This is a genomic window from Corallococcus sicarius (assembly GCF_003611735.1).
GTDB lineage: Bacteria > Myxococcota > Myxococcia > Myxococcales > Myxococcaceae > Corallococcus > Corallococcus sicarius.
The window spans coordinates 1-14,501 of the sequence record NZ_RAWG01000045.1; the positions used below are offsets into that span (position 1 = coordinate 1).

At 69.5% G+C, this 14,501-nt stretch carries 8 protein-coding genes; 2 read left to right on the top strand and 6 right to left on the bottom strand.

Annotation, left to right across the window (positions count from 1 at the left end; all coding sequences use genetic code 11):
* Positions 1-440: 440 nt before the first annotated feature.
* The gene (locus D7X12_RS09705) at positions 441-1,517 is read right to left on the bottom strand and encodes a hypothetical protein (RefSeq protein WP_147443593.1); all 1,077 of its coding nucleotides are present in this window, start codon (positions 1,515-1,517) and stop codon (positions 441-443) included.
* A gap of 218 nt (positions 1,518-1,735) precedes the next feature.
* Here D7X12_RS09705 and D7X12_RS09710 point away from each other — a divergent pair, with 218 nt between their 5' ends.
* A complete protein-coding gene (locus D7X12_RS09710) occupies positions 1,736-6,808 on the top strand; it encodes a tetratricopeptide repeat protein (protein WP_120624987.1) in 5,073 nt (1,690 codons plus the stop codon).
* Positions 6,809-6,826: 18 nt separating this feature from the next.
* Here D7X12_RS09710 and D7X12_RS09715 read toward each other — a convergent pair whose 3' ends face one another.
* Positions 6,827-7,564, bottom strand: coding sequence for a competence/damage-inducible protein A (locus D7X12_RS09715; RefSeq protein WP_120624988.1), 738 nt, complete (start codon positions 7,562-7,564; stop codon positions 6,827-6,829).
* Between the two features lie 283 nt (positions 7,565-7,847).
* On the opposite strand from D7X12_RS09715, the gene D7X12_RS09720 reads away from it, so the two are divergent.
* Positions 7,848-9,005, top strand: a complete 1,158-nt coding sequence (locus D7X12_RS09720) for an acyl-CoA dehydrogenase family protein (protein WP_120625011.1) — start codon at positions 7,848-7,850, stop codon at positions 9,003-9,005.
* On the opposite strand, the gene D7X12_RS09725 is transcribed toward D7X12_RS09720, so the two are convergent.
* The 4 genes from D7X12_RS09725 to D7X12_RS09740 form a co-directional block, all read right to left on the bottom strand.
* Positions 9,000-9,899, bottom strand: coding sequence for an NADPH:quinone oxidoreductase family protein (locus D7X12_RS09725; protein WP_158620015.1), 900 nt, complete (start codon positions 9,897-9,899; stop codon positions 9,000-9,002). The genes D7X12_RS09720 and D7X12_RS09725 overlap by 6 nt on opposite strands.
* Before the next feature lie 88 nt (positions 9,900-9,987).
* Positions 9,988-10,932 (bottom strand): aldo/keto reductase, encoded by a 945-nt coding sequence (locus D7X12_RS09730; protein ID WP_158620016.1) that lies wholly within the window; start codon positions 10,930-10,932, stop codon positions 9,988-9,990.
* Positions 10,929-11,441 carry a YiiD C-terminal domain-containing protein gene (locus tag D7X12_RS09735; protein ID WP_120624991.1) on the bottom strand — a complete coding sequence of 171 codons (513 nt, stop codon included), beginning with the start codon at positions 11,439-11,441 and terminating at the stop codon, positions 10,929-10,931. The genes D7X12_RS09730 and D7X12_RS09735 overlap by 4 nt, the downstream gene beginning before the upstream one ends.
* On the bottom strand, positions 11,438-14,272 hold the full coding sequence (locus D7X12_RS09740; RefSeq protein WP_120624992.1) for a beta-ketoacyl [acyl carrier protein] synthase domain-containing protein: 2,835 nt from the start codon (positions 14,270-14,272) through the stop codon (positions 11,438-11,440). The genes D7X12_RS09735 and D7X12_RS09740 overlap by 4 nt, the downstream gene beginning before the upstream one ends.
* Positions 14,273-14,501 lie beyond the last annotated feature (229 nt).

Consider the following 14,501-nt stretch of genomic DNA (forward strand, 5'->3'; position numbering starts at 1 on the left):
ACTCCAAAGAGCTTGCGAGGCTCAAGGCACTTCGGGCCGCTCCGAAGCACGAATGGCGCCGAACGCGAACTCCGCGGCCCACACATAAAGAGCTGTGACTAGGAGAGCAGCGTGCGTGGAAGATCAGCCAGGGCTCCAGTTGCACGAAGCCCTCGTCCAGGTCCGTGCCATTCCGTGGCAGCAGCGTCAGCGTCGCGGCCTCCAGACGGGTGAGGAAGTGCCACCGACGGTCCTCCACGGACGGCGACGCCAGGCTGTCCTCTGCCCATCCCAACGCAGGCAATACCAGCCAAAGCCACACGACCCAGCCTCGCGTCTTCCGCATACACACCTCCCGTGATGTTCCCAGAGGGAGGAGGAAAGACCATGCGTCTGACGTTCTGCCTTGCAGCACGGGCTGCCCGTGCCACGATTCTGATCAGAGGACGTTCGGGCCCAGCTCAGCGCTCGCCAGCGCGAACCCAGACATGGTGCTCGACCTTGGACCAGTTCTTCTGGGCCCCCGGTGACAACGTGGTGTACCCGGGACGCGACGTTTCCTCCTGGTATTTCAGGTACGCGTCCAGTGCCGTCTCGCCGTAGCCCATGACGTACGCGTACAGGAACAGCTCCGTCGAATGGCCGTACTGGACCGCGTTGTCCGGCTGTTCGTACACGACTGCAATCAGCACGCCGCCGTTCTCCGGGATGTGCTTCTCCACTCCCGCCAGGATCTTGTCCAAGGCCTCCTGGGTCCTCTTGTGGTTCACGGCGGTGACCAACGCGCCCATGAGCCACTCGACGACGGCGCCGCTCCACGCGTAGGACTTCGCCCCAGGCACGACCCGGACGTCAGTCGCCGTCCGTTGCAGCGTCACCGACGTCACCTGGAGCGACCGCTTCGGCGGCGCGGGCTTCCAGTCCTTCACGGTCACCAGCGGCTTCGCCGCGACCACGGCTCTCGGGGCGTTCAAGGGCACCGTCACCCGCTGCGCCTGCGGCGTCACGGGCTTCGTGGTCCCTACCAGCCGCGTCCCGCTCAGGATGGCCTGCCCCGGCTTCTGGGTCTCCGCGTACCGCTGGTTCGGTTTGAACGACAGGTGCTTCAGTTTCAGCGCCTGCACGTCGTCCGCGTAACGGATCTCCTGTGCCTGCAACGGCTGCCCCAGGAACTGCTCGTTCGCCTTCCCCACCTTCCCCATCAGCGCTTCGAACTCACCGCTGCGCTGATTGGTCTTCCCATCCACCAGGGCCAACCGCACGTAGCTGTAGCCGTACAGCTCCCCCCGCTTCTTCGAATAGACATGGTCCACGTCGTGCGCCGCCACCACGGGCCCGAAGGCGCTGACCCACGCGCTCCGGTAGCCGGAGTACGTCGGGCTGACCCACAGCTGGAGGTCTCCCGAATACCCCCGCACCACCAGCACGTCCTTCGCCGCGTACCGGCCCAGCGAGTGGCACACGCCGATGTACTTCTCCAGGGCCGCCTGGTCCTTCGCGGCGATGGGAATCCGGGGGTCGGTCTGCGGAGGGCTCACGGGGAGCAGGGAGCCAACCACGCCCCTTGCGCCCCGGGCAACACGGCGCGTCCGGGGGCCCTTCACCCGGGCCGTAACGCACACCCACACGCCCGGCTGGCCGGCTGCTCCACACTCAAATCACCAGGAAAGACGGGAAGTTGAGGGGCCGGCCGAGCGCGTGGTACGAACTCCCGTTCAGTTCCCCTCGACAACTTCTGTGTCTGGAGCCGGCTTCCATGAGCGAGCGCAATGACGTCACGCGGCCTTCGTCCTCCGCCCCGGTGGCTCCCCCCGGCGCTCCCGACCCTGCTGGTGCCGCGCAGGCCCTCGCGCAGAACGTGACTGCCCTCCCCGCCCCCCAGGCCAGCGCCGAGGACGATGCCCGCGAGCGCATCGCTTCCATGGAGCGCGAGGCCAAGGCGCTCGCCACCACCGAGCCCCAGACAGCCGCCCTCCTCTTCCACGAGGTGGGCCTGCTCTGGGAAGAGCCGCTCAAGAACCCTCGCAACGCCGCCGTCGCGTTCCAGAACGCCTACAAGCTGGCGCCGCGCTTCCTCGCCAACATCCGCGCCGCCCGTCGCCTCTTCGCCGACGTCGGCAACTGGCAGATGGTCGTCCAGCTCATCGACGCGGAGCTCATCGCCTCCGAGGACCCTCGCCAGCAGGCCTCCCTCCTCTTCGAGAAGGGCTCCATCCTCGAGGAGCGCCTGTCCCGCGACAACGACGCCGCGGATGCCCTGCGCCAGGCCCTGGACCGCAAGCCCTCCGACATCACCCTCCTCACCCAGCTGGAGTCCGTCTACGCCTCGCGCAACGACGCCGGCGCCCTGGTGGAGATCTACCAACTGCTCGCCGCCGCGGTCGTCCCGCCGGGCCTGCGCGCCCACTACCTCACCGCCGCGGGCATGCTCCTGGAGGAGCGCCTAAAGAACAAGGACGCCGCCGCCGTCTGCTTCCGCGAGGCGTTCGCGCTGGATCGCTCCGACCCGCTGCTCCAGGCCGCCGTCAAGCGCATCGCCGAGCGCGAGGGCCGCACCGACGAGCTGCTCGCCGCCCTCCTCGCCGAGGCCGAGGGCCAGGGCTCCCAGGCCGCTCCCGCCTACCTCCACATCGCCAAGGTCCATGACCGCCTGGGCCGCAAGGACGACGCCCTGTCCGCGCTGCTCGCCGCGCGGCGCGTGAGCCCGCATGAGCCGCTCGTCCTCTCCGCGCTCGCCGGCATCTACGAGACCCAAGGCCGCTTCGAGGAGCTGGCCGACGTGCTGCTCGCGTGGGTGGGCTCCATCAACGACGAGAGCGAACTCGTCGCCATCAACCTGCGCCTCGCCGCGCTGTACGAGGACGACCTCAAGCGCGACCAGGAGGCCGCCGCGCGCTACCAGGCCATTCTCGCGCGCATCCCCAGCCACGCCGCCGCGCTCGCGGGCCTGGGCAAGCTGTCGTACCGGATGCAGAACTGGGAGGGGCTCGTCGTCGTCTTCGACGCGGAGGTCACCGCCGCCGAGGACGCCAAGGGCAAGGCCGCGCGCATGTACAAGGCGGCCGAGATTCTGGAAGAGCGCCTGGGCCGCCCCGAGGACGCCATCGCGCGCTACAACGCGTGCCTCCAGCTCCAGCCGGGCTACCTCCCCGCGCAGAAGGCCCTCACCCGCCTCTACGAGCGCCAGGGCCGCTTCGCGGAGCTCGTGGGGATGTTCGAGCAGGACCTGCTCCAGACCAACGACCGCGACCAGCTCATCACCACCCTCAACAAGATGGCGGTCATCTACGAGGACCGCCTGGGGGACCTGGACCACGCCATCGAGTGCATGAAGCGCATCCTCGATCTCGCGTCGGATCACCTGCCCACGCTGCGCAACCTGGCCCGCCTCTACGAGCGCGCCGGACGCCACCGCGAACTCCTGGAGACCAACGACCTGGAGGCGTCGTTCGCCGGCGACACCAAGCAGGTGCTGTCGCTGCTCCACCGCAACGCCGAAATCCTCGATGAGCACCTGAAGGACCGCGTGGGCGCCATCACCGCCTACGAGCGCGTGCTCGCGCTGTCGCCCTCGTACCTGCCCGCGCTCAAGGCCCTGGGCCGGCTGTACGCGCAGGACGCCCGGTGGGAGAAGCTCATCGACATGTATCGGGCGGAGTCGGAGATCTCCTCCTCCACCGACCAGGCCGCCGCGCTCATCTACAAGATTGGCGAGCTGTACGAGCACCGCCTCAAGCAGGAGAACGAGGCGCTGGCGTCGTACCAGGAGGCGCTGATGCTGGCGCCCAGCTACTTCCCGGCGCTGCGTGCGCTCGCCCGCATCCACCGGGCCCACGGCGCGTGGGAGAACCTGGTGGAGGTGCTGCGCGCGGACGCCGCCAACCGCACCGACCCGCTGGAGCGCGCCAACGCGCTCTACCAGGCCGCCGCCATCTGGGAGGATCAGCTCGCGCGGCCGGAGCTGGCCATCGACGGCTACCAGGAAGTGCTGCGCCTGACGCCGGGCCACGCCGCCACGCTGCGCGCGCTGGAGCGCCTGTACGTCGCGCAGGACAACGTGAAGGAGCTGGTCGCCATCCTCGACCGCGAGACGCAGGTGGGCCAGACGCCGTCCTCGAAGGTCACCGCGTACCTGAAGCTCGCGCGGCTGTACCTGGACCGCTTCCAGGAGCCCTCGCGCGCGGCGCAGTGCTGCGAGTCCGTGCTGGCCCTGGAGCCGGGCAACTTCTCCGCCCTCACCCTGCTGGAGCGCATCCGCGTGTCGGACCGCCCCCGCCGCGCCGAGCTGCGCAGCCGCATCGCCGACCGCGTGACGGATCCGCGCCTGTCCAGCGCGCTGCGCCTCTTGGCCGCGGCGGATCAGGAGAAGGGCCCGCCCACCGAGCGCACCCTGGACGTGTACCAGCGCGCCTTCGATGAGGACCCCAGCGACGCGCGCCTCGCCTTCAGCCTGGAGCGCGTGCTGCGCCAGACGGGCGACACCGCGGGCCTGTCGCGCATGTACGGCATGCGGCTGGCCGTGACGACGGACGCCACCGAGGCGCTGGAGGTGCTGCTGCGCGCGGCCGAGCTGGCCGAAGGCAAGAGCGCCGACCTGGAGCAGGCCGCCGCCCTCTACCAGCAGGCGCTGGAGCTGCAGTCGCAGTGCCTCCCCGCGCTCCAGGGCGCGCGCCGCGTGGCCCTGCGCCGCTCCGACTTCACCACCGCCCGCACCATGCTGGAGACCGAAGCCAAGGCGAGCCGCGACCCCAAGGGCGCCATCGAGTGCTTCGTCGCCGCCGCGAAGCTCGCGGTGCACAAGCTGAATGATCCGGACGGCGGAGCGGCCCTGTACCGGCTCGCCCTGGAGCGCGACCCGCTGCACCCGGGCGCGGCCACCGGCCTGGAGGAGCTGCTCGCGCAGCGCGGCGGTTCCTCCGACCTCGCGGCCCTGCACGAGCGGCGCGCGGAGGCGCGGCTGGCACAGCGTGACGCGGAAGCAGCGGCGGCGGCCTACGTCACCGCGGCCCGGCTGCACAACGTGGCGCTGGGCGACCGGGCCCGCGCGCTCGCGGTGCTGGAGAAGGCCCTGGCGGCCCGCCCCGGCTTCCCCGACGCGCTGGAGACGCGCGGCCTGCTGCTGCTCGAAGCGCAGCAATACGCCGAGGCGGCGGTGATGCTCAGCCAGCGCGTGCAGCAGGGCGGCGACCCTCGCGTGCTCGCGCAGCACCACCTGACGCTGGGCTCGCTCTACCAGACGCACCTCAACGATCCGAACCGCGCGGCCGCGCACCTGCAGACGGCGCTGGCCACCCTGCCCCGCCACCCGGAGGCGCTGGAGCGGCTGGCCACGGTGTACGCGCAGGGCCGCAACTTCAGCGGCGCGGTGGACTGCCTGCGCAAGCTGCTGGATCAGGACCTGCCCACCGACGCGCGAGCGCGCTTCACGGTGGAGCTGGCGCGCATCCACGACGAAGGCCTGGGTGACGCGGCCTCCGCGACGGCGCTGTACCGCAAGGCGCTGGAGCTGACGCCGGGCGAGCCCGCGCTGGTGGACCGGCTGGTGGCCCTCTACGAGCGGGCCCGCAACCTGCCGGAGCTGGCGCAGATGCTGGAGGCCCAGGCCCAGCTGGCCGCCTCGTCCTCGTCGGACGGCAAGCGGGCCGCGTCCCTGCGCATGCGAGTGGCAAGCCTCTACGCGGGCCCTCTCTCCGAGCCCGCCCGCGCCACGGCCCTCTACCGCCAGGTCGTGGAACAGGATCCGCTCAACAGCCAGGCCCGCGCCGCGCTGGCGGAGCTGTACGGCCGCGACACCAACAGCTACGCGCTGGCCATCGAGGAGCACCGTCAGCTCCTGCGCGCGGATCCCACGCGCGTGGACAGCCTGCACGCCCTCTTCAAGCTGTGGGACGCCCAGAAGCAGCAGGACAAGGCCTTCGCCGTGTCCGCGGTGCTGACGTTCATGCGCGCCACCAACGAGGTGGAGCAGTCGTTCTACTCGGAGGGCCGCGCCCGGCAGCCGCAGGAGCCTCGCGAGGCGCTGACCCAGTCGGACGTGGACACCATCCTGATGCACCCCGCCGCCCGGGGCGCGATGACGGAGCTGCTGCGCGCCATTGGCGACCAGCTCAGCAAGGTGTACCCGCCGCAGTTCGAGATGCTCGGGGTCAACCCGAAGACGGACAAGCTCAAGGCGGACTCGGCCGTGTTCAAGGCCGTGCGCGCGGTGGCGCAGACCTTCGGCGTGGAGGAGTTCGAGGTCTACCTCGCCCGCCGCGGGCTGATGCAGCCGGAGACGACGGAGCCCCTGTCGCTCTGCGTGGGCCAGGACGTGGTGCGCCGCTTCAATGCCCGTGAGCAGAAGTTCCTCATCGGCAAGGCGGTGCTGGGCCTGCTCAACAAGACGGCCGTGCTCTCCAAGCTGTCCCAGGGCGAGACGGCGGACCTGTTCGGCAGTGCCGTCCGCATCCACGTGTCGCAGTTCAACGGCCTGGGCCGGCGCAACGACGACGTGAGCAAGCAGCTCAAGAAGGCCTTCTCACGCAAGGCCCTCAAGGCGTCCGAGGTCCCCGCGCAGATGCTGGCCGACCAGCCGAAGCTGGACGTGGGCACGGTGGTGGACGCGCTCGGCTACTCCGCCGACCGCGCGGGCCTGCTGGTGTGCGGAGACCCGTCCGTGGGCCTCACCATGCTGCTGCGCGAGGATCCGAACATCCCGGCCAACCGTCAGGAGGGCACCGAGCCCGTCCTCCAGGCCGTGCGTGAGCGCGCGGACCTGCGCGCGCTGCTCACCTGGCTGCTCACCGATGACTTCTTCCGCCTGCGCCAGCGGATCGGCCTGGCGCTGTAGCCGTCGCCCTTCGGAGCGCTACTCCCGGCGGACCAGCGAGTCCGTCGGGAGCGCCCCGAGCAGGCGGCCCACGGCCTCATCCACCTGGCTGCGCTCCTGGGCCTCCACGGTCACCTTCACGCGGTAGTCCAGGCTCGCGTCAAACACCGGATACGAGCCGATGGCCACGTGGGGCATGTCCAGCGCCACTCGGTCCAGCACCGCGGCCAGGGCGCTCTCGCCCAGGGTGAAGAACAGGCTGACCAGGTGCACCGGCGTGCCGCTCAGCCGCGCCAGCACCGTCTCCAATTGCAGCCGGAAGAGCTGCGGGACGCCCGGTAGCAGGTAGATGTCGTCCACGGTCAGCACCGGGAACCACATCCCCGGCTGGGCCAGCAGCACGGCGCCCTCGGGCGCGTCCGCCAGCCGCAGGCCCTCCGCCGTCACCGGGGTGTCACCCGCGCGGGCGTGGAGCGCGGAGACCATCTCCGGCAGGCGCACCACGGAGCGGCCCAGCGCGAGCGCCACCGCGCGCACCGTGACGTCGTCGTGGGTGGGCCCGATGCCACCGCTGGTGAAGACGTAGCGGGCCCGCCGCCGGGCGCGTGCCACCGCGTCCACGATGGCGTCCACGTCGTCCAGGATGGTCTCCACCGAGCGCAACGGGATGCCCAGCTCCCGCAGGCGCTGGATGAGGTGGGGCCCGTTCTCGTCCTTCACCTTCGCGGTGAGGACCTCGTTGCCGATGATGATCGCCGCCGCGCCGGTGCGCTCCATGGAACGGCGGACTCTACTCCATGGGGACCGTGCGGATGGAAGCGCAGAAAACCCCGCTTTCGTGACCCGATGCGTAGGCCACACACCATTCCGCATTGGAAGCGCTTGACGGGGATCCCGGGACACACCGCGTCACGCCCCGCCCCGGTGAATAGTCTTTCAGCTCATCCAGGCCATCTCCTCTCAGGTCGCATGGACGCGCGGGACCCGCCAGCGGCTGCCATCTCGCAATGCGATGCATGAGAATGCCGCGGTGTTGAAGGAGAGCCATCCAATGGATTCCATGAAAGCCCAAGATGACACCCGGGAGGCGATCCGGTCGTCCGTGCGCGCCATCTGCGCCCGGTTCCCTCCGACGTACTGGCGGACCCTCGACTCGCAGCGCGAATACCCGCATGACTTCGTCAATGCCCTGACGGAGGCCGGGCTGCTGGCCGCGCTCATCCCCACGGAGTATGGCGGGGCGGGTCTGGGATTGCTGGAGGCCGCGACCGTCCTTGGGGAGATCAATCACTTCGGCGGCAATGCCTCCGCCTGCCATGCCCAGATGTATGTCATGAGCGTATTGTTGCGCCATGGTTCGGAGCAGCAGAAGAACCGCTTCCTCCCGGACATCGCCGCGGGCAAGCTCCGCCTCCAGGCGTTTGCCGTCACGGAGCCGAACTCGGGCTCGGACACCACCGCCATCGAGACGACCGCGGTGCGCTCCGGCGACCGCTACGTCGTGAACGGCCAGAAAATCTTCATCTCGCGGGTGCTCCAGTCGGACCTGATGCTCCTGCTCGCCCGGACGACGCCCCGGGCGGCGGTCCAGAAGAAGACGGAGGGCATCAGCCTGTTCCTCGTTGATCTCCGCAAGACGAAGGGGCTTGAGGTCCGGCCCATTCGCACCATGCTCAACCATGCGACGAATGCCCTCTTCTTCGAGGACGTCGAAGTGCCCGCCGACCAGCTCATTGGCGAGGAGGGCAAGGGGTTCTCCTATGTCCTGGACGGGATGAACGCGGAGCGGGTGCTCGTCGCGGCCGAGGCGATTGGCGATGGGCAGTGGTTCATCGAGAAGGCCGTGGCCTATGCCAAGGAGCGCGTCGTCTTCGGCAAGCCCATTGGCGCCAACCAGGGCGTGCAGTTCCCCATCGCGAAGGCCCACACGGCGATCACGGCGGCGTCGATGCTGACGGAGAATGCCGCGACGCTCTTCGATGCCCGCCAGCCCTGTGCGGCCGAAGCGAACATGGCGAAGTACCTGGCCGCGGAAGCCGCCTGGGAAGCCGCCAACGTCTGCATGGACACCTTCGGGGGCTACGGCTTCGCCGAGGAGTACGACGTGGAGCGCAAGTTCCGGGAGGTGCGGCTGTACATCAACGCGCCGGTCAGCCGGAACATGGCCCTGTCGTACATCGGGCAGCACCTCCTCGGGCTGCCCCGGTCCTTCTCATAGGCCGGCGTCGCGGACGTGGACGACGAGCTTTCCGATGGCTCGTCGTTCCTCCAGGGCGCGCAGGCCCTCGGAGGTCCTGCTCAGGGGCAGCCGGCCGGTGATGCGCGGGGCGACCTTGCCCTGCGCGTACCAGGTGAACAGCTGCTCCATGGTTTCGCGCAGGGCGGCCGGCTCGCGGTAGCGGAAGTAGCGCAGCGAGGAGCCGAGGACCGCGCGGTGCTTCACGAGGAGCCGGTGGGCCGGAATCTGGGGCACCTGGCCCGCCGCGAACCCGACGAGCACGTACCGTCCCCCCCAGCCCAGGGTCGAGAGCGCTGAATCGAAGAGCGGGCCTCCGACGGGATCGAAACAGACGTCCACGCCTGACGGCCCCGCGGCTGCCTGGACCTGCTCCTTCCAGTCCTCGTCGCGGTGGCTGATGACGTGGTCCGCGCCGGCTTCGCGCACCGTGGCGAGCTTGTCCGCCGTCCCCGCGACCGCGATGACGGTGGCGCCCAGCGCCTTGCCCAGCTGCACGGCCGCCAGGCCCACGCCCCCGCTCGCCCCGAGGACGAGCAGCGTCTGGGATGGCATCAAGCGGGCGACTCGCTGCAGCGCCAGCGCGGTGCTCACATACGCGCTGGTCAAGGCCGCCGCGACCTCGAACGAGACGCCGGCCGGAAGCAGGAAGGTCTCTCGCGACGCGGCCACGGCCTGTTCCGCGTAGCCCCCGTGCCACAGGATCGCCACGACCCGGTCCCCAAGCTGGAAGCCGGAGCCTTCGGGAGCGCTCGCGATCGTGCCCGCGGCCTCCAGCCCTGGAACGAAGGGCAGCGGTGGTCGGGTCTGGTACGTGCCGCCAATCATGAGGAGGTCGGCGAAGTTCACGCTGCACGCGTGCACGTCGATCTTCACCTCGCCTTCTCCCGGAACGGGCTCCGGCAGGTCCTCAAGGGTCAGCTGCCCGGGTCCACCCCAGGTCCTGCAAACGATGGCGCGCACGTTATTGGCCCGGGGAAGAGAGGGTTTGCCACAGCCCTTCGTTCGCGGGCAGGGACAAGGCCTGGGTCACGAGCTGCTCCAACTGGTCAGGGCTGCGTGCGCCGACGAGGACCGACGTCACGAACGGGCAGCGCAGCAGCCACCAGGTCGCGAGCCCCGCCGGTGAAAGCGAATGGGCGACGGCCTGGGTCTTCAACTGCTCGACTCGTAAGGCGTTCTCCGGGCTCCAGGCCTTCGCATAGAGGTCCCGGCGCTGCCCGATGCGGGTGTCCTCTGGAATGGAGCCAGCGAGGCTGTACTTGCCGCTCAGCAGGCCGCCCGCCAGGGGCGAGTACGGCGTGTATTGAAGCCCCAGCTTCAGGCAGGCCTCCAACACGCCGTTGTGCTCGTCGTCCCGTTCGAGCAGGTTGAAGCGGTTCTGGACCCAGCCGAACCCCGGGCTCCCCTTGGCGGCGGCGCTCCAGACATCGCTCGCGGACACATTGGACAGGCCGAACTGTCGAACCTTCCCCCGCTTGACGAGGTCCTGGAAGGTCGCGAGCACTTCGTCCCACGGGGTGGCGGGATCGGGCACGTGCGACAGGTAGAGATCGAGCGTGTCAACGCGAAGCCGGGCCAGCGTGCGGTCCACCTCTTCAAAGACATGCTTCCGACCGAGGCCGCCGCGAATCCCGACCTTGGACGAAAGGAGGACCCTGTCCCGCATCGCCGGGCCCCGAGAAGCCAGCCAGGAACCGATGAAGGACTCGCTGGCCCCATCCGCGTACGTGCCCGCGGTGTCGATGAGGTTGATACCCAGCGCCACGGCACGATCCAGGAGCGCGTGCGCTTCGGCTTCGGTCTCGCCCTTCCCCACCAGCTTCCGTGAGCTTCCAATGCCTCCGAAGTTCGCCGCACCCAGCGCGAACACAGAGACCTCAAGGCCGCCGAGCCTGCGGTAGATCACGTCCGCCACTCCTCGGGGAAGGGCAACCGCAGGTCACCTTCTCCAGCACCTGCCGAAGCCGGCACCCCGATGAGCGTGTAGTGCGCCGTGTAGGTCGCAGCCGGCGCCCCCTCATCGATGATGACGTGCGACGTGGCCGAGAGCCGCTCCTTCCCTCCACGCCGCAGGGCTTCGACCTCCAGGATGGGCAGCGAGTCGCACCGCGCCCGGTAGTCTCCGGTGATGGGTCGATGGAGGGCGAACTCGCAGCGCCGCAGGAGGATCTGCACGGCGAGCCTCTCCGACCAGGCCTTCCGCACGAGCAGCAGCCAGGGAGCCAGTCCGGCGACGGTGAAGGCTCCCGGGCCGAAGGCCGTGCCCCTGTGGTTGATCGAAGGGCCGAGCGGCGCCGCGAGAACGATTCGCTGGGGCTCGAACTCCGCGAAGGTGATCCCGAGGAACTGCGTCATCGGGATCTGCTCGTGGAGCCCTCGTGCCAGCGAGGCCAGTACCTCCGGGTGGGCGCTCATGGGTCCAGCTCCAGGGCATCCGGGCCCGCTTCGAGCACGACGTGATAGTGCGTCCCGCCCGCCCCCGCGGCGTTGATGCCCGCGAAGCGCGCGTCCTTCAACTCCTGGGCCTCGGTGACGACGCGGAGGTTCTCCTGCGCACCGACAAGCGGACTCTTCACACCCACCGTCGCAGGGGCCCTCTGGGTGCTCAGCATCAAGAGGGCCTTCATCAGGCTCGCGCCACCCGCCGCAGCCCCGGTGTGACCGATGTTGGGCATGACGGCGCCAATGGGGAGCGGCCTGGCTCGCGCCGCGCCCAACGTTCGTCCGAGCGCGGTGGTCTCCGCGACGTCACTGGCACGGTGCCCGCTGCCGAAGCATTCGACGAACGCGAGGTCGTCCGCCGACACGTCACACCGGGAGTAGGCGCGCCGGATGGCCAGACTCATCGCGGTCTCGGAGACGAGGCCACGGTCTGGAAGCGGCGCGAAGGTGCTGCCAATGGACCGGATGATCCCGTGGATCCGCTCGCCGCGAGCCTTCGCGTCCGACAACCGCCGCAGAAGGCACACCGTGGCGCCCTCCCCCGGCAGATAGCCGTCGGAAGCAGCATCGAGCGCGGTCGGTGCGTCCCGCCGTGACACGAGCCCCATCGCGCACTCATCGGCGTAGCGCGTGTACCCGAGGCGCATGTCCGCCGTCGCCCAGAAGGCCGCGTCCACCTCTCCGGCCGCGAGACGGCCGCACGCGACTTCGAGGCCCCCGATGGACGATGCGGCGCCTCCGGCTTCGATGGCGCACGTGGGCCCCGTCAGATCGAAGGCCCGGGCGATGCGCGCCGCCATGAAGCTGGGGGACAGGTTGAACAGGCTGCCTGCCCACAGCTCGGGCAGGTCACCCGAGAGTCGCTTCATCACCGCTCGCAGCGTGCGGGACACCCCCTTGGGGTCCCTGCCCGTCCCACGCAAGGCGCGCAGGAGGTGCTCCTCAAGCTCCGGCAGACGCGCCGCCGCGACCTGGCGCAGCCCGTATTCGCTGCAGTGCTCCGCGGACACGACCACCGAGACATTGCTCCCTGCTTCGATGGGCACCTTCGACGCCGCGCTCCGCGCCAGGTCCACGAGCAGGTAGTGCAGCGGGTCGTACCGCAGGATGTCGGAAGGCCGCTCCGCGTACTGGCTGGCCTTGTCGGCGAAGTGCTCCGCGTCCAGATCGAGTGGCGCCCCCTGGTCGGAGTACAGCTCGCCACGCGCGGACTGTGACAGCCCCCGGTCGAGCGAGAGCCGACGGAAGGACCGCTGCCCCTGGAGAAGGTTGCGCCACAGCGTGGAGAGTCCAGGAGCGCCCGCGAATGCGCCCGCCACCCCCACGATGGCGATGGGCTCGTCACTCCTCGTGGGGCCTCGGGGCTGGCTTCGGAGCAGGGTCCTGACCCGTGCTGGCGAAGGCCGGTCCTCCACCACCGCATGGTAGTTCTGACCGCCACTCGCGATGGCGCTCACACCACCGATGCGCGGCGTATCGCCTGCCGGCCAGGGACGGGCCGTCTTGTCGAGTTCGATGAGCCCACCCGGTTCGATCAGCGCTCCGTCCTTCTCGGCACGGAGCGGGCCCGCGATCTGCCCGGCCTCGAACATGGACAGGAGCGCGACAAGATTCGCCAGCCCCGAAGCCTCCTTGGCATGCCCCACGTTCCCCTTGATCGACAGCACGGGGACCGGAGACAGCGGCTGCCCGGCCTCCCCGTGCATCCTCAGCGCGCCATTGAAGACCTTCGTCTCCACGGCATCACCGGCCCGGGTGCCCGTACCGTGCGAGAGCAGCACTCCCAGCTCGGACGGAGAGACACCGGCCTGATCGATTGCACGCTTGATGGCGACCTGGTGCCCACGCGGGTTCGGAACCAGCATGTACCCTTCGGTCGCGCCGTCGTTCCCGCCGCCGACTCCACGGATCACGCCATGGATTGGCAGGCCCTCCTTCTGGGCCCGCTCCAGGGTCGTGAGCACCAGCATGACCACGCCATCGGAGATGACCGTGCCCGTGCCCTTCCTGGCGAAGGGGAAGCAGCCCTCCGCCGACAACAGGCGCGCGTTCGAGTAGAGGACCTGATTGACGGTGTCGACGTACGACAGCGCACCCGCGAGCGCCCACGGAGCACCTCGCGCGAGTTCCCGTGCCGCGAGTTCCACCGCGATGAGCCCCCCGGTGCAGTTGCCATCGACAATCAACGCCTTCTCCGTGGTGCCCAGATCCTCCGCGATCCCACTGGCCAGCCGGTGGATGGCTCGCTCGCGCGGGTCGGCGACGAAGCGGGGACCGAACGCGTCCAGCAGCTCGCGGCGGACCTGCTCCGCGACGTTCGACAGCTCCTGCGGGGTGAACTCACTCGGATGCGCGCCATGGACGAGGTAGGGCTGGAGCCGACCTGCCAGGGCGAGGACCGCGGCGTCATAGAGCCCGTGGCCGCCACCGCGTGAGTGCGCCATGAAGACCGGCACGGGCTGCCCGCTGAGCGAGCCAGGGGGCAGCTTCGCCGACGCCAGCGCGCGGTGGACCGCCTCCAGCACCCAGCGCTGCGCGAGCCCGGCTCCACCTGACGGGTCTTCTGGGCGCTCGCCCTCTTCGATGACGCCGCCCAGCGCCGTGTACAGCTTCGCCGCCCCCACGGACGCAGCGGGATCAAGGTACGTCGCGGGGGGAATGCGGTCCGCGGGCCAGACGCCATACGTCGTCTTCCCGCGCAGAAGAACATCCGCCAGCTCATCCAGTGAGCGGGCGCCAGGCAGCGCAAATGCAAAGCCAGTGATCGCTATCGGAGTGGCTCGGACCCAAGGTGATTGCAGCATTGCCAGTGATCGTAGGGATCCATCCTGGCGATAGCCATAACCAGACGAGTGCAGCGAAAGCCGGTCAATCCTTCACACGCAAGAGGTTGCCCGCATCGCAACCCCCGGACCCCCTGAGCGAGTCGTTCCCCCTCCGGACAATCAAATGCTACCATGACCAGCATCGCGACACTCCACCCCTAATCACACCCAAATAAATCACGCCTGGCATGGATTGACGGAGAATATC

Coding starts and splice junctions, on each gene's coding strand:
- D7X12_RS09715 (WP_120624988.1), bottom strand. CDS start 7,564: ATGGAGCGCACCGGCGCGGCGGCGATCATCATCGGCAACGAGGTCCTC.
- D7X12_RS09720 (WP_120625011.1), top strand. CDS start 7,848: ATGAAAGCCCAAGATGACACCCGGGAGGCGATCCGGTCGTCCGTGCGC.
- D7X12_RS09740 (WP_120624992.1), bottom strand. CDS start 14,272: ATGCTGCAATCACCTTGGGTCCGAGCCACTCCGATAGCGATCACTGGC.
- D7X12_RS09710 (WP_120624987.1), top strand. CDS start 1,736: ATGAGCGAGCGCAATGACGTCACGCGGCCTTCGTCCTCCGCCCCGGTG.
- D7X12_RS09735 (WP_120624991.1), bottom strand. CDS start 11,441: ATGAGCGCCCACCCGGAGGTACTGGCCTCGCTGGCACGAGGGCTCCAC.